This window comes from Sinosporangium album (assembly GCF_900100605.1).
Lineage (GTDB): Bacteria > Actinomycetota > Actinomycetes > Streptosporangiales > Streptosporangiaceae > Sinosporangium > Sinosporangium album.
In genome coordinates this window covers 74,687-97,382 of record NZ_FNCN01000024.1, presented here as the reverse complement: position 1 = coordinate 97,382, position 22,696 = coordinate 74,687, and the positions used below count along the sequence as shown (strand labels likewise).

Here is a 22,696-nt window from a genome sequence, read left to right as displayed (position 1 = left end):
CGTGCCGGCAGATTTTTGGCCATCGTGCACGCTCCCGGATATGACCGCCGGATCATCGCGGCCGCCGCCGCCACGCAGTTCGACCCGGACGACGTCGTCCACATCCGTACAGCGCTCGGGCTCCAGCCGATCGGGGCTGTCGACTCGGCCCGCGCTGCTCTTCTGAAGCGGATCTAGCTCCACGGCATCAAGATCGCCGGTGCCCCCATGTGGGGGCACGCGGCGTAATAAACAGTGCCGCTGTGTCCTTCTGAGGCTTGTTGTGTCTCGGCACTGCCAGCTACGATGCCGTTTAAGCAGATCACAGCGTTGCAGGGGTCGGTTTCGAATCCCACACCCTCCGCCGTCGCCGGGGCCTCCGGCCTGTGGCAGCAGGTCGGAGGCCCTTGGCGCTTCATGAGGCCCTTATCCCCTTATCCGCCGGCAGGACGGGCCCGCCGAACCGACGTCAGGACGGCCTCTCCGCCGACGTCAGGACGGCCTGTCCGCCGTAACCCCGGCGAATCCGTCGCCCACCGACGCGGCGAGGCGCAGGTAGGCGTCCCGGGTGCCCGGCTGGAGCCGTTCCAGGTCGATCTCGGCCCCCTCCTCCAGGTGCGCGTCGTACGGCACGCGCACGACCGAACGGCACCGCGCGGCGAAGTGGGCCTCCAGCCGGTCGAGGTCGACCGTCGACTTGGAGCGCGGACGCACGTTGCACAGCACCACCGAGGCCGCGCGCACCAGGTGCCCGTAGTGGTGGGCCTCCAGCCAGTCGAGCGTCGCCGAGGCCGCTCTCGCCCCGTCCACCGACGGGGAGCTGACCAGCACAAGCTGGTCGGCGAGCCCGAGCACGCCGCTCATGGCCGAGTGCAGCAGGCCCGTGCCGCAGTCGGTGATGCAGATGGAGTAGAAGTTCTCCAGGACCTGGGCGACGGACTGGTAGTCGGCCGCGCTGAACGCCTCCGACACCGACGGGTCGCGGTCCGAGGCGAGGATCTCCAGGCGCGAGGGGGTCTGCGAGGTGAACGCGCGGACGTCGACATAGCGCTTGATCTGTCCGCGTTCGTTGAGCAGGTCGCGTACGGTGGCAGCCGTCTCAAGCTCCACCTTGTCGGAGAGTGTGCCCCGGTCCGGGTTGGCGTCGACGGCGATGACCCGGTCTCCACGCACTTGAGCGAGTGTGGCTCCGAGGCCCACGGTCGTGGTGGTTTTGCCGACACCGCCCTTGAGGCTCAGCACCGCGACGCGGTGGTGGCCGGCCGCGACCAGTGTGCGGGCCCTCGACACGAGTTCACGGCGACGCCGTACTTCGGGAGACTCGCCGGGTTTGATCCACCCTGCCGACGCCTTGTAGACGAGGCGTCGCCAGCCGCCGGTCGGCGCGTTTCTCCGGCCGCGCAGCAGCGACTCCGGGTCAAGGCTGTCCACGGTGGGCCGAGGTCCCGACGCTGAGCGGATCTGCGGTGCCAGGGGCCCGGAGGGGGGCGGCGTCTGACGACGCCTCGGGCGATACGGCTCGGCTGAATTATCGGGATTTTTTACGGCAGAGGCCCGGTCGGCCGGATTCCCCGACCCCGACGTGGGCCGCTCATGTGGAGCGCGCGTGGGTTCGGGAGACCCGCCGGAGTCGCGGCCCTCCGCCGGGGATGTGCGAGCGGGCGGCGTCTGGCCGGCGGTGAAGGGCGGCGGTGCGACCGAGGAGGACGAGTGCCGAGCTGACGTGGCGGCCTCCGCGGCCCGCGCTGCGCCGGTGGGGCCGACAGGGTCGGTGGAGGCCGCCGCCCCCGCGGGCGCCGCAAACGTGGGAGCCGCAAACGTGGGAGCCGCAAACGCGGGCGCCGGGGGCGCGTCGGACACCGTGGGCGCACTCGGCCCGGCGGGCGCACTCGGCGCCCCAGACGCCGCGGCCGACGCGGGCGGGCCGGGCACCGGGGGCGGGACCGGCACTGCGGTCGGCGCGCTCACCATGGGGAACCCGGTGGAGGCTCCCGCGGAAGCGGCCTCGGAGGGGGCCGTGGGAGCAGCCGCGGGAGCAGTCGTGACCGCATGCCCCTCGCCCGCCTTCCTGTCGTCCATGAGGACGACCGGGAACTCCGGGTCCGTGCGCGGCGAGGCCGGAAGGACGACCTCCGTACGGCTGTCGCCGCCTGTGTCCAGGTGCGTGGTCGGGGCAGGCGGACGCGGCGGTGCCGTACCGGGGAACGGCTGCGCCGCCGAGCCGCCGGTCGGAGCGGAACCGCCGGGAAGCGGGAGCGACGGGCTCGTCCCCGCCTGGGGGTCGGCGCCGGCGGTCTCGCCAGCGCCTCCGAACGCGGGCGTCGGCCGCACGTCGGGGACGGGTTCGACGGTCAGGCTGAAGCCGTCCGTGTCGTCCCCCGCCACCACCGCGCCCCCTGCGGCGCGACCGGGGAGGCTGTCGAGGGACAGGGTGACGGTCTGCTCCTCCGTGGAGACCGACGGCAGGCTCGGCGACGTCGCCGACGCCCCGAGGTCGAACGCGGGGAAGGGCCGCACGTCGGACTCGGTGGGGAAGGGCCGCACGTCGGACTCGGTGGGGAAGGGCCGCACGTCGGACTCGGCGGGGTCGGCCTTCCGCGTGGTGTCGGGCGCCGGCGGCGGCTTGAGGTCGGGCGAGGTCGCGGTGTCGCCTTCGGGCCCGGCTGCCGTCGGCTCGGCGGGCCTGGGGTCGGCCGGCAGCCGATAGGCGCCCGTGTCCTCGGGCCTGGGGAGCGGCTTCAGCGGCGCGAGGAAGGCGTCGTTGTCCTGTCCCATGCCCGTGGAGGGAAGCGTGAACGGCCCCGGGCGCTCGGCGGCGGGCGGGTCCGCCGGCCCCGGGCCCCGCCAGGTGGCGGTGTCGGCCTGGTCCTCGTCCACCTTCGCCGCATTCGTCACGTTCGCCGTGTTGGCCGTGTTCGTCGCGTTCGTCTCGGTTGTGCCGGCTGTGCCGACGTTCGAGGTGGGCGCGGGGGGAGCCACGGATCCGGCCGGCCCGTAAATCGAGTCGACGGCCGCGCGGAAGAGCGGCGGGGACGGGTCGGGCCCTGAGGGGACGGCGAGCCAGGGATCTTTCGGGTAGGGAGACGCCGAGGAGGTCTCCACGGCGCTGACGGTCACCGCGGTGGGCGTCTCCTCGTTCTCCTTGATGGCGTCGAGCCAGGCGAGTTGCTCCTCTAGAGAATGAGGATCCTCGCGATCGTGTCTTGGCACCCGTGTTCCCCCTCGGGGTGGACATAAAGGGGTAGCAAACACAATGCAGATTAACGCCCCGTGTTCCAACCATTGCAGTCAACCGGCAACTTCGCAGGACGACTACGTTGGATCACATGCGTGCCATCGTCATCACCGAGCCCGGCGGACCTGAGGTCTTGTCGTGGCGAGAAGTGCCGGATCCGCGGCCTGCGCGGGGAGAAGTCCTGATCGAGGTCACCGCCTCTGCTGTTAACCGGGCCGACCTGCTTCAGCGTAAGGGATTTTACGATCCTCCTCCCGGCACTTCGCCGTACCCGGGGCTGGAAGTCTCGGGAGTCGTCGCCGAGGCGGGACCCGACGTGCTGGGATTCGAGCCCGGTGACCGGGTTTGCGCATTGCTGGCCGGAGGCGGATACGCCGAGCGGGTCGCGGTGCCGTGGCAGCAGGTTCTCCCGGTGCCGAATGGCGTGTCGGAGATTGAATCTGCGGGTTTGCCCGAAGTCGCATGCACCGTCTGGTCCAACGTGTTCATGACGGCGAGGTTGCGCAAAGGCGAGACCCTGCTGGTGCACGGAGGCGCGAGCGGCATCGGCACCATGGCGATCCAACTCGCCAAGGCGTACGGCTCCCGCGTCGTCGCAACGGCCGGCTCCCCCGAGAAACTCGCCCGGTGCCTGGAACTCGGCGCCGATGAAGTCGTGAACTACCGCACCGAGGACTTCGCGGAGAAGGTCACGGCCGATGTGATTCTCGACATAATCGGCGGGCCATATCTGGAGCGCAACGTCGCGGCCCTCAACTCCGGAGGGCGGCTGGTCGTGATCGGCCTGCAGGGCGGCACGCGAGGGCAGCTCAACCTCGGAGCGCTGCTGGCCAAGCGCGCCTCCGTCCACGGCACCACGCTGCGTGCGCGGCCGGTCGACGAGAAGGGGGTGATCGTGAGGGGCGTCAAGGACAACGTGTGGCCGCTGATCGAGGCCGGTGCCGTACGCCCGGTCGTGGAGGCGACGGTGCCGCTCGCGGAGGCCGCCGAGGCGCACAGGTTGCTTGAGAACGGCCAACACATCGGCAAAATCCTTCTCGTTCGGTGAGCTAGGTTGAACCTGATGACCGAGGACATGAAGCGGTGACGACCAAATGAACCCTGACCAGAGCACCCCGCACGTCGTGGTCGTGGGCCCCGAGGGTCTGACGGCCGACGACAACCACGAGCAGGACGAGCGCGCCATCACCGACCTGGTGGAGCAGCCGGCGAAGGTGATGCGCATCGGCAGCATGATCCGGCAGTTGCTTGAAGAGGTCCGTGCCGCGCCTCTGGACGAGGCCAGCCGCAAGCGCTTGAGAGAGATCCACGAGAGCTCGATCAAGGAGTTGGAGGACGGTCTGGCGCCTGAGCTCGTCGACGAGTTGGAGCGGCTCTCCCTGCCCTTCACCAACGGCGACGACGCTCCTCCGAGCGAGGCTGAGCTGCGTGTCGCGCACGCCCAGCTCGTCGGGTGGCTGGAGGGGCTGTTCCACGGCATTCAGACCACGCTCTTCGCCCAGCAGATGGCCGCTCGCGCCCAGCTTGAGCAGATGCGGCGCGCCCTGCCCGGGGGCATGGCGGGCCACGACGAGCAGCCCCGCAGCTCGGGCCCCTACCTGTAGCCCCCGTAGGCGCCCGCACCTGTAGCCCCCGTAGGCGCCCGCAGAAGCCCTGAAGGTGCAGGAAGGCCCTACAGCCCGCTTGAGAGCCCTGGAGCGCCCCTCTCGCCGCTGTAGAGCTCTTCGAGCACTTGGGCGACGCCGTCGTCGTTGTTGGCCGCGGTCACGTGGTGGACCGCGGCCAACACGTCGGGGTGGGCGTTGGCCACGGCGTACGAGACGCCCGCCCACTCAAGCATCGGCAAATCATTCGGCATGTCACCGAAAGCCACGACTTCGTGGGACTTGATGCGATTGCGGCTGGCGAACCCCGCAAGGGCAGACGCTTTCGTCACACCCAGAGCACTCATCTCAATCAGCGCTCGGCCGCTCGAATGGGTCGGAGTGACCAGATCTCCCACAAGTTCGCAGATCGTGCCGTGGAGTAGGTCTGGGTCCATCTCCGGATGAAGCGCTAAGAGTTTGGCGCAGGGACGGGACAGCAGCCCCGCCGCCTCCACATGGACACCGTCGAGCCCGGAGGCGTCCCAACGCCCCAGCCTGAAGCTTGACTCGTGCGCGAAACCGCCTTCGTACTCAACAGAGAACGCGAGCTCTGGAACGCTCCTTCTCAGGCGCGCCACGACCTCTTCGAGTATCACTGTCTCGATGAGATGAGACTCAACGATCCGTTCGGTGTGTAGATCATAGATGAGGGCACCGTTCGCGCAGATCGCGAGCCCCCGGTGATGCACCGCCGCGGCCACTTCGCTCATCCATCTCGGGGGTCTTCCCGTGACGAAGACAAGCGCGGACCCAGCGGCTTCTACCAGGGCAAACGCGGCAGCAGTGCGCTCGGACACAGTGCCGTCGGAGCGCAGAGCGGTGCCATCCAGGTCGGTGGCTACAAGACGTGGCTGGGACATAACAGTTCTAGTCTGCTTCTAGTCTGCACTGTGCGCGCGCTCTCCAGAAATCTTCCTCGTCAGGGGAACACCCACGCGCCCGATGGTGTTAGATGTGATGGCGTTGTATTAGCTGATCCCGTAGTGAAAACCAGCTTGACTGTCTGAGCCACCGGGGGCCCGCTGTACGACACACCGGGATTCACAAGGTGTGGGTCCCATGGATTTATCCTGAGGGAGAGCTTGAATGGCTCAGGGAACCGTCAAGTGGTTCAACGCTGAAAAGGGCTTCGGCTTCATCGCCCCGGACGGCGGTGCACCAGACGTGTTCGTGCACTTCTCCGAGATCCAGGGCAGTGGCTACCGGAGTCTCGAGGACGGACAGCGCGTCGAGTTCGAGATTACGCAGGGCCAGAAGGGTCCGCAGGCCTCGCAGGTCCGCGCCATCTGACATTGCCTACCCAAAGACGGGGTCCGCGTTCCGCGGGCCCCGTCTTTGCGTTGCCGAGCCGCAGCCGGCACGAGCGGGCCGCACGCGGCACAGGCCGACTGCGGGCCGCACGCGGCACAAGCGGCCGCTCACGGCACGAGCGGGCCCATGGCCGTACGGCTGGAGCCGCCTGCCCGCCCCCAGGACGGCCCAGGAACGGACGAGGCGGCCACCGGCTACTTCTTCACAGGCTCAAGGACGTCGAGCCCCACGTAGGGCCGCAGGGCCTTCGGGACGACGACGGAGCCGTCGGCCTGCTGGTGGTTCTCCAGGATCGCGACGATCCACCGCGTCGTGGCGAGCGTGCCGTTGAGGGTGGCCACGAACTGGGGCTTGCCGTCCTCATCGCGGTAGCGCACCTTGAGGCGGCGCGCCTGGAAGTCGGTGCAGTTGGAGGTGGACGTCACCTCGCGGTAACGCCCCTGGGTGGGGATCCACGCCTCGCAGTCGTACTTGCGCGCGGCCGACGCGCCGAGGTCGCCCCCCGCGATGTCGATCACGCGGTACGGCAGCTCGACCTTGGACAGCATCTCCTTCTCCCAGGCGAGCAGGCGCAGGTGCTCCTCATGGGCGTCCTCGGGACGGCAGTAGGAGAACATCTCGACCTTGTCGAACTGGTGGACGCGGATGATGCCCCGCGTGTCCTTGCCGTAGGAGCCCGCCTCCCTGCGAAAGCAGGACGACCATCCGGCATAGCGGTACGGCAGAGCCCCCCTGTCCAGGATCTCGTCGGCGTGGTAGGCCGCGAGCGGCACCTCGGAGGTGCCCACCAGGTAGAGGTCGTCGGCCTCCAGCCGGTAGATCTCGCCGGCGTGGGCGCCAAGGAACCCGGTGCCGGCCATCGCCTCGGGCTTGACCAGCACCGGGGTGATCATCGGGGTGAAGCCGTTGTCGATGGCGGTGTTCATGGCCAGGTTGAGCAGCCCGAGCTGGAGCCTCGCCCCGGCCCCGGTCAGATAGAAGAAGCGCGCGCCCGAGACCTTGGCCCCGCGCTCGGTGTCGATCGCTCCGAGGGCCTCGCCGAGGGCCAGGTGGTCTTTGGGCTCGAAGTCGAAGATCGGCTTCTCGCCTATCTCCTCAAGCACCACATAGTCGTCCTCGCCGCCGTATGGGGCGCCCTCTTCCACGAGGTTGGGCACCGCGCCGAGCCGCTCGTCGAGCTCGCGGCCGAGCCGCTCGGACTCGCCTTCGGCGCTCTTGACCCGGGCGGCGAGCTCCTTGGCCTGGTCGAGCAGCGCCACCTTCTCGTCCCCGGAGGCACGAGAGACGGACTTGCCGACGATCTTCTGCTCGGCGCGGAGCTTCTCAAAGCCGTTGAGCGCGCCGCGGCGGCGCTCGTCGAGGGCGAGCAGCGTGTCGACGATCGAGTCGTCCTCTCCCCGGGCGCGCTGCGACTCGCGCAGGCGGTCGGGGTGCTCACGAAGGGTACGCAGGTCAATCACACCACAAAGGCTACCGACGAAGCTCCTTGCTTCGCGCCCTCAATAGCCCCGAGTGAGCCCTCGCACAGCGGCCAGTACAGCGCCCGGTACAGCCGCCTACGCGGCACCCGGCACACCAGCCCCGCGCACCGCCGATGCCGCGCGTCTTACGCGCCGTCCCCGCGGATGCGGTCGAGCCATTCGGCGGCCTCGGCGAACTCGTGGTCGGCGGTGCCCCTGCGGATCTGCGGGGACAGCCCGTCGGCGCGCGCGTAGCTACCGAGGAAGCGGACGTCGGCGCAGACGCGGTGGAGCCCGGACAGGGCCTCTCCGACGCGCGACTCGAAGACGTGGCCCTCGCAGTCGAAGTGGAAGAAGTACTGCCCGATGCCGTCGCCGGTGGGCCTGGACTCGATGCGGGTGAGGTTGATGCCCCGGGTCGCGAACTGGCTGAGCATGTCGAGGAGCGCCCCGGAGTGGTCCTCGGCGAGGTAGGCGACGAGGGACGTGCGGTCGGCGCCGGTGGGCTTGGGCAGCGGGCCGGGCCGGGTGACCTGGACGAATCTGGTCACCGTGTCGGAGCGGTCTCCGATGTCGGAGGCGACCTCGATGAGGCCGTAGTGCTCTCCGGCGATGGCGGCGCCGATGGCCGCGTCGTACGGCGAGCCGGGCAGCGACACCTCCTGCGCGGCGGCGGCGGTGGAGGCCGCCGCGATGACGTGGACGTCGGGCAGCTCGCGGGCGAGGAACGCGCGGCACTGGGTGTGGGCGGCCTGGTGGGTGATGACCCGCTTGATCTGGCCGAGCTCGGTGCCGGGACGGGCGAGCAAGGAGAACTTGACCGGGAGCAGCAGCTCGGCGACGATGATCAGTGGCTGGCCCCAGGCCAGCTCGTCGAGGGTGGAGGTGATGCCGCCTTCGAGTGAGTTCTCCAGCGGAACGACCGCTCCTTCGGCCTCGCCGCGCCGCGCGGCGTCAAGTGCCGCGGCGACGTTGGAACACGGCAGGCGTTCGGCGTCGGGAGCCAATATGCGCAGGGCTTCCTCGCTGAAGGTGCCCTCGGGTCCCAGGTAGGCGAGTTTCCTCATCTTTACAGGCTAGCTTGCGCGTCGCCCGCTGTGTGCGGTACTAGAGATCACCGCTGCGATCGTCGGGGCTCTATCTCGGGGCCGAGGCCCAGTCGGGCGGCCCGCACGACTTGTTCCTCTTCGGGGGAAAGTTCCTGCGTGCTCTTGCCTCCGACCAGAGAGCGGACGTAGGTGCGGGTCTCCGACCGCCCGTTGATGGAGGTGAGCACGATGCCGTCGCCGAACCCGTTGAGCAGGGCGACGGAGAACGACAGGCGCCCGGTCATCTCCTCCAGGGCGTCGTAGCGGCAGACCGCGACATCGCGGACGGCCTTCAGATCGCCCGCCCCTTCGGCCGCCTGACGGGCGTGCAGGCGCTGGCAGTCCTCGACGGCGACGCGCGCCTGGCGCAGCGCCGAGTATCCGATCGCGACGCCTGTCACGCCGGCGACAATGCCCACGATCACCCAAACAGTAACGAGCACACCACACAGGGTAATCAGTTGGTCACGATCTCGTGAGGAGATTTCCCGCGTGTCCGAAGCCAGACGCCCAGCAGGAAGACCAGGACCATAGCCCCCAAGCCATAGGCGTTCTGAACAATTTTCCCCAGAACCGGACTAATCACCGGTATCTCCGCAGCCCTCAGGCTGACCCCCCACCACGGGATGGGCACCACGTAATACAGCCAGACCCCCACAGCGACCCGCACCCGCACCGGGTCCGTCCCGTTCCCGACGATCGCCCCGAGCACCACCACGACCCACGCGAGGTGGTGGATCCAGGCCACGGGCGACAGCAGTACGGCCATGAGCCCGACCAACGCCACGGCGGTCAGCGTGTCGCCGTCCAGGAAGGCGCGGCGGGCGTAGCGGAAGCCGTACCACCCGATGACGGCCAGCAGGGCGAGCCAGATCAGGGAGGTGAGCGTGTCGGGAAGGTAGAGCCGGAGCAGCATGCCGCGCATGGACTGGTTGGTGGTGGCGTTGTTGGCGCCCACGCGACCAGGATCGAGCAGGGCGGAGAACCAGAAGTCCCACGAGTCATGAGGAATCACCGCGAACGGGAGCACGGTGAGCAGGGTGGCGGTGATGACCGCGGTGTACAGCGCCTGACGCGTGCGCGAAGTCCGCTCGGGGTCGCCGGTTCCGCTGAAACCGGCGATGAGCAGATAGATCAGGAACACGCCGGGCGTGAGTTTCACCGCGGTGGCCAGCCCGATGAGGAACCCCCGCGGCCACAGCGGGCGACGCGCCACGCAATCGGCGAGGCAGAGCGCGACGAGCAGGATGTCGACCTGGCCGAACCTCACCTGATCCCGGATCGGCATCAGATAGGTGCACATCACCGTGAGCAACGCGAAGAGCAGCGGGAGCAGTACGGCACGGGCCCGCCCGGCGCGCTCCAGCATCGGCCGGAACGCGTAGGCCACCGCCACGGCGAGCGCGGCGAACACCCCGACCGTCCACACCCACTGGGCTACCGGCCACGACATCGCGGCGAGCGGCGTGGCCAGCAGCGCCGAGATCGGCGGATAGGTGAACGGCAGCAGTTGGGGCGCCGGCGTCACGAAGTCGTAGACCGCGCGGCCTTCGAGCACCGCCTGGCCGCCGGTACGGTACACATCGAGATCGACCAGGCGCTGGTCGTCGGGATTGGTCAACCAGTGGGCCACCAGCGGCTCCACCGCCAGGCCGACGAGCAGCAGCGCGATCGGCCACATCCACAGGGGCACGCGGGGCCTGGTGGTCCCGGCCGGGGGCGCGGTCGTCTTCGCGGTCGTCACGACGTGGCACGTTACCGTGGGGCGGTGGCAGACGGGGAAGCCGATCGAGATGAGGACATGAGGGGGACCGGATGAGCGCGACGCACGACCATATGCCGACGTGGGCACGTCGGCCGGCCGCCGTGCCCACTTCCGTGCCCACTTCCGTGCCCACTTCCGTGCCCGCCTCCATATCCGCGTCCATATCCGCCTCCGTGATCGCCTCCATGCTCGCCTCCGTGCTCCTGACCGCCCTGACCACCTTGGCCATGCTTTTCCTGCCCCTCTCCGGCCCGTTCTCCGGCCCGTTCTCCGGCCCGTTCTCCGGCATGGCGAAAGCCGCCGCAGCGCAGCAGCCGCCTCCGGCGGCCCGGGTGGCCCTGATCGGCGTGCCCGGCCTGACCTGGAAGGACATCGACCCCGCCAACACCCCGCGCCTGGCGGCGCTGGCGGAACGCGGCGGGTCGGCGTCGCTGTCGACGCGGGCGATACCGGCGCCCAACCGCTCGATCACCTGCCCGCTGGCCGGGTGGCTGACGGTGTCGGCGGGGCAGCGGGCGGGGGCGCCGGAGACGCCCGTGGGGTGCATCCTGCCGGTGCCACCGAAGCCGGCGGGCGACGGCGGGGCGACGGTTCTCGCCTGGCAGGACTTCGTGGGGTTCAACGCGGACACCTCCTACCGCGCGGTCCCGGGTCTGCTGGGGCAGGCCGTGGTGGACAGCGGCGGGAAGGTGGCGGCGATCGGGCCGGGAGCGGCCATCGGCGCCGCAGACAGGTCCGGAAATGTCGGGAGATACTCCGCGACGGTGGCCGACAGCGGACGCGACCTCGGCGACCTGTCCGCCTACCGCCTGATCGCGATGGAGGCCGACGCCCTCACCCAGACCTGGTTCTCCCAGGTGGTGAACTCCGGCGACAACTCCGCCGCCGTCCCCGCGGAGGCCAGGCGGGCCGCCGCGGCGGCGGCCGACCGCGAGGTGGGCCTGCTGCTCGACCGGCTCCCCCGGGACACCACTGTGCTTGTGGCCGGCCTGTCGGACGCCTCGGCCACGGCCCGCCTGCACGTGGCCATCGCGGACGGCGTCTCGCCGTCCGGGCCACCGTACAAGGGCTTCCTCACCGCCTCCTCCACCCGGCAGCAGGGGCTGGTCACCAACACCGACCTCACCGTCACGGCCCTCAACGCGCTCGGACTCCCGGCCCCGGCCGGCACGGTGGGGCGGGTCTGGCAGACCGGCGACGCCGCCGTCGCGGGCCCCGCGCGTGCCCTCGCCGAGGAGGACCTCGCAAGCCAGGTGCTGCGCGACGTGCGCGGGCCGTTCTTCGGCGTGTTCGTGGGCGTGCAGCTGCTGTTCTACGGCGCCGCCGCGCTGGCGTTCAGACTGTGGAGAAGGCCCGGCACGCTGGTGGCGACGCAGATAGTCGCCGTGGGCAGCGCGGCCGTCGCGGTGTCGACGTTCCTGGCTCAGTTCGTCCCGTGGTGGAGCACGGGGGCGCCTATGGTCGCGTTGATCGCCACCATCAACGGGCTCTCCGCGGCGATCATGGGGCTCGCGTTCGCGGGGCCGTGGCGGAGGCACGTGCTCGGCCCGATGGCGGTCGTGGCGGGCGTGACGTCGGTGGCGCTGCTGCTCGACGTCATGACGGGGTCGACGCTCCAGGTGAACGCGGTCACGGGATACGAGCCGGTGACCGGGGGGCGGTTCTACGGCTTCAGCAACATCGCCTTCGCCGTTTTCTCCACCGGGACGATCCTGTTCCTCGCGGGAATCACCCAGTTCCTCATGGATCGGGGCCGCCGTGTGCTCGGTATGGTGATCGCACTCGGCTACGGCGGGTTGGCGATCTTCGCCGACGGGTGGCCCGGGTGGGGGGCGGACTTCGGCGGGGTTCCGGCGTTCGTGCTGGGGTTCGCGGTCTTCATGCTGATGGTGAGCGGGCGCCGGGTATCGGTCGGCAGGCTGGTCGCCGTCGGGGTCGGCGGTGCCGTACTCATCGGGGCGATCGCGTTCGCCGACTGGCTCCGCCCGGCGGAGCAGCGCACGCATCTCGGCACGTTCGTCCAGCAGGTGATGAACGGCGAGGCGCTGACGGTCGTCGGCCGCAAGCTGTCGGCCATGCTGGGGACGCTCGGCAACTGGCAGCTCACGCTGCTGTCGCTGGTGGCCCTGGCCTTCCTGTTCCTGGTGCTGGGCCGCCCGTCGCGGTGGGGCGCGTCGGCGCTGAGCAGGGCCTACGGGCGTGCCCCCGCGCTGCGGGCGGGGTTGTTCGGCGCGCTGACGTGCGAGCTGACCGGTTTTCTGATCAACGACTCGGGCATCGCGATCCCGGCCATGGCCCTTACGGTGGCGGTGCCGTTGACGCTCGCCGCGTGCGTGCGAGCGCTCCAGCTCGAACCGCCCACCCCAGCAGAGCAGCCGTCAAGGCCAGTAGAAGTGCAGGAACCACCTCTTTCCTAACCACTTCCGTCAGCCACCATAGATCGGGCGGCTGGCCGACGGCTCTGGCCGGGAGGTACGCCAGGGAGAGCACAGCGAGCCGGGCGACCAGGAACCCGTCGAGCGCGGTGGCCGGCACGAGCGCGACCAGCGCGAAGGCCAGCCCGTCATACCAGGGCAGCGCGTACGGCGCGGCCAGCAGCCACGCCACCACCATCACGGCCGACACCGTGGTCGCCCGGCCCGCCGTGTCGCGCAGCACGCGGAACAGGAGCCATGCCAGCGCCACCAGCAACAGCAATGAGCCGATCTGGATCCACAGGGCGTACGCGCCGGACCCGAACACGAGCTGGAGCCACCGCTTGACCAGGCTCCATGGGGTCGCGAGGGACACCATCTTGCCCGCCGCGCTCACCTGGTCGAACGCGTGGCGCCCGGCGAGCGCGTAGAGCCCGGCGACAGTGAGCGTGGCCGCCCCGGCCACCAGCGCGAGGCTGCCCGGCCTGCGCCGCAGCTCCCAGGCCGGCCCCAGGGACACCAACCCAGTGTTGATCTTGACGCCGATGCCCAGCCCGAGCAGCACGCCCGACCCGGCGTGCCGGTAGGCGGGGAGCCCGGCACCGCCGCGGCCCGCGCCGTACGCCCCGGCGACCAGCGCCGCGCAGACGCACGCGATCGCGAGCGTGTCGATGTGCATGCCGGCGGCCAGATGGTAGATCAGCAGAGGGTTGGCCGCCCACAGCAGCGTGGCCCGGAGGTCACCGCGGGTGAACCTGTGGATCAGCAGCGACGTGCCGATGAACGCCGCCGCGTTCACCAAGGCCAGCGTGAACACCGTGAGCCGCACGCTCTCGCCGCCCACCGCGCTCGCAAGGGCCTGTACGGCTGTCGCCGCCGGACCGTAGACGCTGGTCGTCGTGCGCCACTCCTCGACGGCGCCCGCGACCGGGTCGTGCGGCAGGTCGGCGGCCGACATCGCATAGGGGTCGAGCCCGAGTGCCGCGATCCGCCCATAGGCCGCGTAGTTCAGATGGTCGGACGATCCCGACGGCGGCAGCAGCGCCAGCAGCCCCACCGCCGCGCATCCCGCGACGAGGAACCACCGCGCGCCCGCCAGCCCGCCGCGCCGCGCGGCCGAAAGCGCCGCCCCCAGCCCGAGGGCGCCCAGCACGATCGACGCCGCGGCCACGCCCACCACCAGGTGGGGCGGGGGCGCGGCGTTCAGCCAGTACGGCGGATGCCAGGCCGGCCCCGGCGGCCTCGGCACCATGGCGGAGGGCCCGAGCAGCCCGATGGCCACCGTCATGAGGACCGACGCCCCCATGGCGATCATGGCGAGGAGCCCGAGCGTCTCCGGCCTCCAGGGCTGGAAGCGCCCCGGGGGCACGCCGACCGACCGCACCTGAGTCACCCGGAAATTCCAGCACACCCGCCGACCACTCCGAGCCCGGGCGCCGCCAGGTCAAGGCCGCAGGTCAGGTCGGCCGGTCAGCGGGACAGGCGCTCGCGCACGCGGGCGAGCCCCTCGGCCACCGCGGGTTCGCGCAGGGCGAGCGCCCGGGCCACGTCGCGGAACTGCTTGGCCCGGTGGAGTTGCGCACGCCAGTCGGTGCCGGTCGCGCGGTGGGCCATGTCGACCTCGACCTCGGCGACACGGAAGCCCTGCCGTACGAGGTCGATGGTGAGCCCGGTCTCCACGCCGAACCCGTGCGCGAGAGGCTGGGCGGCCTCGAACGCGGCCCGGGTGAGGCACCGCTGGCCGTTGAGCGGCTGGGTGGCCTCCCAGCCGCAGGCCCGCTTGATGCCGTCCTGCGAGAGCTTGACGACGAATCCGTGGCCCGCGAGCTTGACCCGGTTGGCGAAGATCGCAATGGTCATGTCGGCCCGGCCCGCCCGCACCGGCTCGATCAGCGCCGCCGCCGCGCCCGCCGTCTCGCCGAGGTCGGCGTCGAGGAACAGCAGGTGACGAGAGCGCTCACCGTCGAGCAGGCGTACGGCCTCGGCCCCGCTCTCCATCGCGGCGGCCTTGCCCCGGTTGCGCGAGTGCCGTACGACACGTGCCCCCGCGGCCCTGGCCACCCGCCCGGTCTGGTCGATGGACCCGTCGTCCACCACCACCACGAGGTCCACCCCGGGCAGCGCGAGCGCCGCAGCGACGGTCGCGCCGATGCGCTCGCCCTCGTCCTTGGCCGGGATGATCACCGCGGTGTCCGGCCGCACGGCCGGCTCCGCCGAGCCCCTGGAGACCGGCTCGGGCAGGCCCTCGGTCGCAGGCTCGGACACGGACGCGGACGCGGACGCGGACTCGGACTGGGTCGCCGGTGCGGCGGACTCCCTGCCTGAGGACTCCCCGCGGGGGGACCTCCTGCCTGAGGTCCCCGTGCCGGAGGACTTCACGCCTGAGGAGTCCCTGCCCGGGGCCCCCGCCTCCGAAGACCTCGCATCCGAAGGCCCCGAGCCTGACGACCCCGCGCGTGACGACCCTGTGTCTGACGACCCAGCGTCTGAGGGCTCCCTGCCCGAGCGCTCGCTCATCCCTTGGGCTCCGCCGTCAACAGCTCCTCGGGCACGGCGTCGTGCACGGTGAACACCGAGTCCAGCCCGGTGACCTGCAGGATCTTGCGTACGGCAGGGCGCGGCGCGGCCACTTCCAGCGCACCGCCGCGTTCCCTGAGCCGTTTGAGCGCGGACAGCAGGACGTTCATGCCGGTTGAGTCGCAGAAGTCCACCGCGGACATGTCGATGACGACCCGGGTCGGGCCCTCCTGCAGGAGCCTGGTGAACTCGGACTGCAGGCGAGGCGCCGTGTAAAGGTCGATTTCGCCGGCGATGGCCATGACGGCATGGTCGGCGTGTGATCGAGTCGAAACCTTGAGCTCCACAGCGGGCACACTAGCGTCGCGGGGGCCCGGGGTCACGTTCTCCGGTAGAACACGCCCCCTGTGGAGTCGTCGGCCTTTTGTCCCCGGTTTCGACTCCACGAAAACCCTGAGTACGCAAAGCTTGACACTATGCGACACCGGCCTGGCCGGAAAGGGGGGTATGGCCTGAATGTTCCGTCTCTGTACACCGCACTCACCGTGCCGTCCACGGCGGAACCACCGGGCCGACAGTCAAATGATCAATGACCTGCCCGATGAAGACCCCGAACGCCGCCACATGCGCGAGCGGCTGGAGTGCATCGTGATCCGCTCAGAGAAGGCCTCCTCGTGGCGTGAGCAGTCCCACCGCCTACGCCCACTCGTCAACCGGGAGGGCTTCGTCCCCGTCCACACACGCCTGTCGATCGAAGACCTCGACTTCCTCTCCGACGCGAGGGAGAACCTGCTGGGGTTCGCCGAATTCGGCCTCCGCATGCTCGACCTCCACCAACCCCGAGACGCGGGCGGCATCACCAGCGACACCGCCCATCCGATCCTGCGCTGCCGAAGCTGCATGTGGCGCTGGCCGTGCCCGACCTTCAGGGCCATGAGCGAAACCTTCCACACCCACTAGCGCCGGTTGATCCGGCCGACCGCAAACCCCGGGTCCCCCTCCCCGGGCCCATCCCCCAGACGACTCCCCCCGACGGCTCCCCCCGACGGTCAGATTCCGGGGAGGACCGGCAAGCCCAGCCGACCGCCGTACACAACGGCCGTCCCAAGCACGGTCCGGAGCGCCGTCCAGGCCCGCGCCGTCCAGGCCCGCGCCGTCCAGGCCCGCGCCGTCCAGGCCCGCCGTCCCAGACTCGCCTTGGATCCCTCGGGGAAGTCAGGGAAAGATCAGGGGTGCCGCTCCTTCGCGCGAACCCGAAGCGGCAAGTACGTTAATCCGTATGGGACGTATCCTTCTCGCCGTCCTCGGCGGACTTCTCGCGCTCTACCTCCTGTTCGGGTTCCTCATCCCGGCGTTGTTCGCGACGCTCAAGTTCCTCTTCGTCCTCGTGGTCATCGCTCTGGTGGTCGTGGCCGGCGTCACCCTGGTCGGCAAGTTTTCGAAGAAGTAGTCGGCCGCAGCCGTGCCGTACCTGTCGTTGATCTCCGCGGTCCTCTGGATCGCGGGGTTTGACGGCGATCTCAAAAACGCGGTCGTGGCCGCCGCCGTCGCGGGGCTGGGCGTGTTCCTGCTCAGCCTCACCATGGTCTTCCCGCGAGGTGCGGCCGGGTTCGGCCCGTGGCACCCTCTGTCGGCGCGCGATCGAGCGCGGCGCGGCCGAACGATCCGCCAGACCGATCCGGACGCAGCGGGCCGTCCCCGGCCCCGAGCGCCATCGGCGAGCCCCGCGCTCGCGTAGCCCGTCTGCTGCGCGAGCGCTTCTGCCAGCTCATCCTCTTCCCCGGCAGAAGGGCTTTCCGCCATGTCCAGCTCGATGTCCAGCTCGATGTCCAGCTCGATGTCCAGCTCAATGTTCGACTCGCTGTCCTCGCTGTCCCCGCTGTCCTCGATGTTCGACACCGTCGTCGGCTTCACCTCGCACCTGCTCACGGGCGTCGCCGCCCCGCTCACCCCGCTGGTCGGCGTCAACGCCACAGCCTTCGCGATCGTGCTTTTCACGCTCGGTGTCCGTGTGCTCCTGCTCCCGTTGACGCTGATGAACGTCCGGGCGCACCGGGCCAAGCTGCGCATCGCCCCCATGCGCCGCACGCTGATGGAACGGCATAAGCGCAATCCCGAGCGGCTCCAGCAGGAACTCGCGGCCCTGCACGTGAGGGAGGGTGTCTCGCCGTTCGCCGGGTGCCTGCCCATGATGGCGCAGGTGCCGTTCTTCTGGCTGCTCTACCGGGTGTCCACGGGCCCGGCGATGTCGATGGGCCACACTCTGTTCGGCGCGCCGCTCGGCGAGGGTGTCGCCGGGATCGTGGCGATCCATGGTGTGTTCAGTGTGCCCGTTGCGGTTCTCGTAGCACTGTTCGTACTGCTGGCGCTTGTCGCGTGGTCGATGTCACGCATCACCAAGCGGTCGTTGACCGATGAGGTCCCCCAACCGATGCGCCGGATCCTGCCGATGATGTCCTTCGGCACCGTACTGTTCGCCGCTTTCATCCCGCTTGGCGCGGCGCTCTATGTGCTGGCCTCCAGCGCGTGGACGGCTGCGGAGCGGGGGCTGCTTTACAGGGCTCCGCAGGCCGCCTGATTCTCCGGCGTCAGCGGGCCTCATACAGAGAAGCGGACAGGCCAGAATCTGGAATATGGCCATTGTGGCCGTTGTGGTGATTGTGGTCCACGGGGTGGGGGGCCGGTAGAACCGCCCACACCGTGGTCACCTCACCGTCATGCCTAACGCCCCAGCGCTCGGCCAGAAACTCCACTATGCCGAGTCCACGGCCGCCGAGAGAGGAGAGAGTGGGCCTTCCGGCCCTCGGCTCTGTGGCCGCCCCTCCGTCACTCACTGCGACCTCTACTTGCCCGTCGGTCCAGCGCCAGGAGACTTTGATCTCGCCCGATGGCAGGGGGTGCGCGTGCCTCAGGGCGTTGCTCAGAAGTTCGCTCACGACCAGCACCGCGTCATCCACCGCGGTCGCGAAGACTCCCCATTGCTGCAGCTCAGTGCACAGGCGCTGGCGTGCGACGGCAACGCTGGACGGCGCGTACGGAAGCAGGACGACGCTCGACGTACTCACCTCCCCGTTCCCCGTGATGAACACTCCAGTACGACCGAAATGCCCCGTTCGATGGCCATGGAAACCGGGTCCCAATTACAGCTTGTGCACATTGGACAAGAGACGAGCCCTCCCGTGACCACTTCGTTACTCTTTCGGAGCGTCTAGTCGAGTATGGAACGCCGCTCTTCCGAGGCTGAGGGCGGGGTGGGTGCAATGCCGAGAACAAGCCTCATCCGCGTGCCGCCGCCCGGCCTGGGGTGGGCCGAAACCTCCCCGCCCTGCGCGCGTGCCAGGCTTCTCACGATGTAGAGCCCGAGGCCGACTCCCCCGAACCTCCGGCGGTCCCCGCTGTCCGCCTGAACGAAGCGTTCAAAGATCCGTTCACGATCCGAGGGTGAGATCCCGATTCCCTCGTCGTCGACAACCAGGACGACCCTGCCGTCCTCTGGCCACGCCTTGACTCGGATGAGACCTCCATCCGGCGAATATTTGAAAGCGTTCTCCAGGAGCTGCCCAAGCAGGATCTCCGTGGCGAGCGCGTCCCCGGCGACCGGCGGCAGCCCCTCGGGCGGGAGCACCACCTCGACCGTGTGCCTGTCCGACAGCCCCGGCAGCCCCAGCGTGGCGGCGTGCACCTTCTTGGCGAGGTCGAAGCTCTCGATGCGAATGGGCAGCTCGCCCGCTCCCGCCCGCGCCCCCAGCAGCAGCTGGTCCATGAGCGTGCCCAGGGACTCGGCCCGCTCGGCGATGGCGTGGACGGCCGAGCGCCGCTCCTCGTCGGTGAGCTTGTCCCACCGCGAGGCGAGCATGCCGGCGAAGCCGCGCACCACAGTGATGGGGGTGCGCAGCTCGTGCCCGGTGGTGGCGAGGAACAGGTCCTTGGCCTCCTCCAGCTCCTTCGCCCGGGTGACGTCGCGGAAGTCCACGACGACTTCGCCGGTCTCCTCGATCACGGCGCTGACCACGTCCAGCCACCGCCCTGATTCAAGCTGGAACGTGAGTTTCCGCCCTGGTTCGGGGAGCTCGAACGGCAGAGGCTCACCGATGACCTTGTCCGCAGGAAAGCCGGTCAGCTCCCCCGCCGCCGGGTTCCACCGCAGCACCCTGCCGCGTTGGTCGAGTACGGCGATGCCGTCGGCGCTGGCGTCGAAGACGGCCCGCTCCTGGGCGCGCTGCCGTACGGCCTCCTGGTAGGCCATGGCGTTGCCGACGGCTATGCCCGCGTGTCCGGCGAGCAGTTCGAGCAGCTCAAGCTGGAGGTGTCCGACCTTGCCCTTGGCGAAGAGGGCGTAGAGCGCACCGTAGGGGCGACCGCCCACCGCCGCCAGGCCGAGCGCGATCGTGTGCAGCCCGGGAAGCTTGGACCACACCAGGTGGTCGAGGTGGGCGTGCTCCCCGGTCTCCAGGATCACGGTCCTGCCGGTGCGGAGCAGCCGGTCGACCAGGCTGGTGCGCAGGTCGGAGGTGGCTCCGCGTAGTTCCTCCGGGAGCCGGTAGCCGCTGACCAGACGGAGGAACTCCCCTTCTATCAGGACAAATCCACCAGCGTCGGCCCCGGTAAGCTCGGTAAGGCTGGCCGCGATGCGGTCAAGGACGGCGGGAAGCTCGCGCTCGGAGTTGATGTCGGCGACGACATCGGTGAGCCTGCGGACCAGATGGGCGCGGCGCGCGACACGCTGGCTGGCGGCCTCCTCGTCCTGGCTGAGGTGGTGGACGCTCACGTAGCCGATCACGGCGTTGCCGTACTTCAGGGCGCTGGTGTCGACACGCACATCGAGCAGGGTGCCGTCGCGGCGGAACCGTTTGGTGCGCAGCGAGACCTGGCCGCCTGTGCGCACCCGCTCCAGGACGGCGTTGTGCTCGGCGGTCAGCTCTTCGGGGACGATCGGCGCTCTGCGTCCGACCATCTCCTCCGCCGTCCAGCCGAACAGCCGTTCAGCCGCGTTGTTCCACACGAGCACGGTCTGATCGCGATCGAGTGCGACAACGGCGTTGGGCGAACTGGCAAGGACCGCCCGGGCGATGCCGTCGTCAATGTCGGCCATCGAGAACACCCACATACACATACTGCCGGTTCAAGTGGCCTGATCATGGCACTTTCAATGTGTGATGGTAGGTCCGCTACGCTGCGCGAAGGACTCCGATACGGGGTGAGAGGGTGGGGGAATGTCAACCGGCGACCTCGATGCCCTGGTGCGCGTGACCGCACCCAACTACGTGGGAAAGTCCCGGCCGGACATCGCCTTCGGCACAACGGACACCCTGGTGGGGACGCTGGTGCTCGCAGTGACCGGGCGCGGCGTCGTGGCCTGCAGCTACGAGAACGAGCACGAGGTGTTCGAGCGCGTGCGCAGGGAGGTGGGCACCTTCATCGGGCCCGACCCGCGCCGTCTCGACCCGGTGCGCCGCGAGCTCGACGCCTTCTTCGGCAGGCGGCTCCAGACCTTCGCGACGCCTGTGGACCTTCAGCTCGCGACGCCGTTCGCCCGTTCGGTGCTCCAGATCATGACCACGGTGCGCTACGGCACGGCCACGACCTACGGCGAGATCGCCGCCCGGATCGGCAGGCCGCAGGCCCTGCGTGCGGTGGGCAACGCCCTGGCCGCCAACCCGGTGTGCGTGATCGTGCCCTGCCACCGGGTGGTCGAGGGCGTCGGCGTCCTCGGCGGCTACGCGGGTGGCATCGCCGCCAAGGAACGCCTGCTGCGCCTGGAGGGCACGCTCTAGCCGGCCTTCTCGACCTGCTTGGCACGCCCCCGCGTGACCAGGCCGAGCGCGAGCGTGACCAGGCTTGAGACCAGGAACGCCCCGAGCGCGCCGTTCATCCAGTTCTGCCTGGTGAATCCGATGGCGTCGCGCACGTCCGTCCACATCGCGTCCCACCACGGAAGGGTCATCGACGACGTGGTCAGCCAATAGGCGGCGAACCCGAGCAGCCACGGCAGCAGCATCAGCCACCGCGACGGCGCGTCCTCGGCGGCATTCCACCGCTTGGCCCCGCCGAGCAGGAAGTAGTCGACCGCCAGCACCGCGAACATGGGTACGAACACCGCGCCGATCACGCTGAGGAACGCGGCGTAGTCGTTGACGTCCACCACCAGCGCCGCACCCGTGATCACCACGCCGATCACCACGGAGAAGATCCGCCGGTCGATCCTCGGCATCAGGTTCTGCAGCGACATCGCGGTCGAGTAGACGTTCGCGAACGACTGGTCGGTCTCCCTGAGCACGAGGATCCCGAAGAACAGCGCCCCGAGCGGCGCCGCCACGAACGCCTCCCACACCCTGTCCGTGTCCATCCCGACCAGCGACAGCGCCACGATGCCGAGCGCGAGGCAGGCCACCTGCGCGACCGTGTAGCCGCCGACCACGCCGGTGAACGCGGCCCCGCTCGACCGCGAGTGCCGTGCGAAGTCCGCCGCGACCGGCACCCACGACACCGAGAGCGCGATCACGTAGTCCACCGCGGGCGCGAACGCCTCCCACGACCCGCCCGACAGCGAGGGCACCTGCCGGAACAGCGCCACCGACAGCCACGCCATCGAGATGACCACCCCGATGGTGACGAAGCGCCGTAGCAGCCTGATCGCCCCGAGTGGCCAGATCGTCAGTGCGATCGTGGCGGCGCCCCCGATGATCACCCACACGGCGTACGGCACCGCCGTACCGAAGATCGCCTCCGCGCCCTTGGCGATGACCCACAGCTCGAACGCGCCCCACCCGATCATCTGCACGATGTTGAGCACGGTCGGCACATAGGACAGCTTCGCCCCGAACAGTCCCCGGAGCAGCACCATCGCCGGCCACCCGGTCTGCGCTCCGGGGATCGCGGCCAGGGCCACCATGACCGTGCCTATCAGGCTGCCCACGATCGCGGCCACGATGGCCGCCGAGAAGGTCAGCGGCTTGCCCTGGAGCGGGTCCACCAGCGTCAACGCGCCGGAGAACCCCAGCAGGCTCACCCCGAGGTTGGCCCAGAACGCGCTCTGGTCGAGCACGCCCAGCGTTTTCGGCGGAGAATCGGTGAGGGTGAGTGGCGCTTCCGAGCCCTGGGGGTCAGGTCGAGGGTCACGCTGGGGGTCAATGACGGCAGACGTCATCACACGCTCCCTACGCCGGCATTATCCGGACAGGTTCAGGCGGTCGGCAGCGGCTCAGCTACCCTCTCAGCCCGGTTCCCCGAGCTCCCGCGGGTTGTACGTTGTGCGCGCCCATAATGCCCCATCGGTGGCAT

The 22,696-nt window shown here is 69.7% G+C and carries 21 protein-coding genes and 1 riboswitch; of the genes, 9 read left to right on the top strand and 12 right to left on the bottom strand.

Annotated features, from left to right (window positions below; genetic code table 11):
* Positions 1–471: 471 nt before the first annotated feature.
* A complete protein-coding gene (locus BLQ73_RS34225; RefSeq protein WP_245691289.1) occupies positions 472–3,189 on the bottom strand; it encodes a MinD/ParA family ATP-binding protein in 2,718 nt (905 codons plus the stop codon).
* Positions 3,190–3,305: 116 nt separating this feature from the next.
* Here BLQ73_RS34225 and BLQ73_RS22475 point away from each other — a divergent pair, with 116 nt between their 5' ends.
* Together BLQ73_RS22475 and BLQ73_RS22470 are read left to right on the top strand one after the other, a co-directional pair.
* Positions 3,306–4,262 (top strand): NAD(P)H-quinone oxidoreductase, encoded by a 957-nt coding sequence (locus BLQ73_RS22475; RefSeq protein WP_093173025.1) that lies wholly within the window; start codon positions 3,306–3,308, stop codon positions 4,260–4,262.
* A 46-nt stretch (positions 4,263–4,308) separates the two neighbouring features.
* Entirely contained in the window at positions 4,309–4,818 is a 510-nt protein-coding gene (locus BLQ73_RS22470; RefSeq protein WP_093173023.1) for a bacterial proteasome activator family protein, read from the top strand.
* 68 nt (positions 4,819–4,886) lie between these two features.
* On the opposite strand, the gene BLQ73_RS22465 is transcribed toward BLQ73_RS22470, so the two are convergent.
* Positions 4,887–5,720: an HAD family hydrolase gene (locus BLQ73_RS22465; protein ID WP_093173021.1), complete on the bottom strand. Its 834-nt coding sequence runs from the start codon at positions 5,718–5,720 to the stop codon at positions 4,887–4,889.
* A 226-nt stretch (positions 5,721–5,946) separates the two neighbouring features.
* Here BLQ73_RS22465 and BLQ73_RS22460 point away from each other — a divergent pair, with 226 nt between their 5' ends.
* The gene (locus BLQ73_RS22460) at positions 5,947–6,150 is read left to right on the top strand and encodes a cold-shock protein (RefSeq protein WP_093173019.1); all 204 of its coding nucleotides are present in this window, start codon (positions 5,947–5,949) and stop codon (positions 6,148–6,150) included.
* A 215-nt stretch (positions 6,151–6,365) separates the two neighbouring features.
* Here the strand turns inward: BLQ73_RS22460 and serS are convergent, their stop codons facing one another.
* The 4 genes from serS to BLQ73_RS22440 all read right to left on the bottom strand — a co-directional run bounded on the left by serS (position 6,366) and on the right by BLQ73_RS22440 (position 10,463).
* Positions 6,366–7,631: a serine--tRNA ligase gene (gene serS, locus BLQ73_RS22455; RefSeq protein WP_093173017.1), complete on the bottom strand. Its 1,266-nt coding sequence runs from the start codon at positions 7,629–7,631 to the stop codon at positions 6,366–6,368.
* Between the two features lie 146 nt (positions 7,632–7,777).
* Complete coding sequence (gene pheA, locus BLQ73_RS22450; RefSeq protein ID WP_093173015.1) at positions 7,778–8,698, bottom strand: prephenate dehydratase; 921 nt, start codon at positions 8,696–8,698, stop codon at positions 7,778–7,780.
* Positions 8,699–8,745: 47 nt separating this feature from the next.
* Complete coding sequence (locus tag BLQ73_RS22445) at positions 8,746–9,162, bottom strand: DUF4446 family protein (protein WP_245691287.1); 417 nt, start codon at positions 9,160–9,162, stop codon at positions 8,746–8,748.
* Between the two features lie 14 nt (positions 9,163–9,176).
* Positions 9,177–10,463, bottom strand: a complete 1,287-nt coding sequence (locus tag BLQ73_RS22440) for a glycosyltransferase 87 family protein (RefSeq protein WP_245691285.1) — start codon at positions 10,461–10,463, stop codon at positions 9,177–9,179.
* Between the two features lie 194 nt (positions 10,464–10,657).
* On the opposite strand from BLQ73_RS22440, the gene BLQ73_RS32655 reads away from it, so the two are divergent.
* On the top strand, positions 10,658–12,901 hold the full coding sequence (locus BLQ73_RS32655; protein WP_218125963.1) for a hypothetical protein: 2,244 nt from the start codon (positions 10,658–10,660) through the stop codon (positions 12,899–12,901).
* On the opposite strand, the gene BLQ73_RS31585 is transcribed toward BLQ73_RS32655, so the two are convergent.
* From BLQ73_RS31585 to BLQ73_RS22420, 3 genes are all read right to left on the bottom strand, one after another.
* Positions 12,783–14,291 (bottom strand): MptA/MptB family glycosyltransferase, encoded by a 1,509-nt coding sequence (locus BLQ73_RS31585; RefSeq protein WP_143020380.1) that lies wholly within the window; start codon positions 14,289–14,291, stop codon positions 12,783–12,785. The genes BLQ73_RS32655 and BLQ73_RS31585 overlap by 119 nt on opposite strands.
* A 77-nt stretch (positions 14,292–14,368) precedes the next feature.
* Positions 14,369–15,082, bottom strand: coding sequence for a glycosyltransferase family 2 protein (locus BLQ73_RS22425; RefSeq protein ID WP_093173049.1), 714 nt, complete (start codon positions 15,080–15,082; stop codon positions 14,369–14,371).
* A 329-nt stretch (positions 15,083–15,411) separates the two neighbouring features.
* Entirely contained in the window at positions 15,412–15,762 is a 351-nt protein-coding gene (locus tag BLQ73_RS22420) for an STAS domain-containing protein (RefSeq protein ID WP_093173047.1), read from the bottom strand.
* A 235-nt stretch (positions 15,763–15,997) separates the two neighbouring features.
* Here BLQ73_RS22420 and BLQ73_RS22415 point away from each other — a divergent pair, with 235 nt between their 5' ends.
* The 4 genes from BLQ73_RS22415 (at position 15,998) to BLQ73_RS22405 (ending at position 17,993) form a co-directional block, all read left to right on the top strand.
* Positions 15,998–16,375 carry a hypothetical protein gene (locus tag BLQ73_RS22415; RefSeq protein WP_245691283.1) on the top strand — a complete coding sequence of 126 codons (378 nt, stop codon included), beginning with the start codon at positions 15,998–16,000 and terminating at the stop codon, positions 16,373–16,375.
* Positions 16,376–16,694: 319 nt separating this feature from the next.
* Positions 16,695–16,865, top strand: a complete 171-nt coding sequence (locus tag BLQ73_RS32650) for a hypothetical protein (RefSeq protein ID WP_176955603.1) — start codon at positions 16,695–16,697, stop codon at positions 16,863–16,865.
* Between the two features lie 27 nt (positions 16,866–16,892).
* On the top strand, positions 16,893–17,153 hold the full coding sequence (locus BLQ73_RS22410) for a DUF6412 domain-containing protein (protein ID WP_143020379.1): 261 nt from the start codon (positions 16,893–16,895) through the stop codon (positions 17,151–17,153).
* A 63-nt stretch (positions 17,154–17,216) separates the two neighbouring features.
* A complete protein-coding gene (locus BLQ73_RS22405) occupies positions 17,217–17,993 on the top strand; it encodes a YidC/Oxa1 family membrane protein insertase (protein WP_245691282.1) in 777 nt (258 codons plus the stop codon).
* 10 nt (positions 17,994–18,003) lie between these two features.
* Here BLQ73_RS22405 and BLQ73_RS22400 read toward each other — a convergent pair whose 3' ends face one another.
* Together BLQ73_RS22400 and BLQ73_RS22395 are read right to left on the bottom strand one after the other, a co-directional pair.
* Positions 18,004–18,480, bottom strand: coding sequence for an ATP-binding protein (locus BLQ73_RS22400; RefSeq protein WP_093173041.1), 477 nt, complete (start codon positions 18,478–18,480; stop codon positions 18,004–18,006).
* Positions 18,481–18,623: 143 nt separating this feature from the next.
* Positions 18,624–20,507 (bottom strand): sensor histidine kinase, encoded by a 1,884-nt coding sequence (locus BLQ73_RS22395; RefSeq protein ID WP_093173039.1) that lies wholly within the window; start codon positions 20,505–20,507, stop codon positions 18,624–18,626.
* A 121-nt stretch (positions 20,508–20,628) separates the two neighbouring features.
* Here BLQ73_RS22395 and BLQ73_RS22390 point away from each other — a divergent pair, with 121 nt between their 5' ends.
* Positions 20,629–21,189 (top strand): methylated-DNA--[protein]-cysteine S-methyltransferase, encoded by a 561-nt coding sequence (locus BLQ73_RS22390; protein ID WP_093173009.1) that lies wholly within the window; start codon positions 20,629–20,631, stop codon positions 21,187–21,189.
* On the opposite strand, the gene BLQ73_RS22385 is transcribed toward BLQ73_RS22390, so the two are convergent.
* On the bottom strand, positions 21,186–22,562 hold the full coding sequence (locus BLQ73_RS22385; RefSeq protein ID WP_093173007.1) for a purine-cytosine permease family protein: 1,377 nt from the start codon (positions 22,560–22,562) through the stop codon (positions 21,186–21,188). The genes BLQ73_RS22390 and BLQ73_RS22385 overlap by 4 nt on opposite strands.
* A riboswitch (TPP riboswitch) is annotated at positions 22,553–22,663 on the bottom strand. Its footprint overlaps the gene before it by 10 nt.
* Between the last annotated feature and the right edge of the window lie 33 nt (positions 22,664–22,696).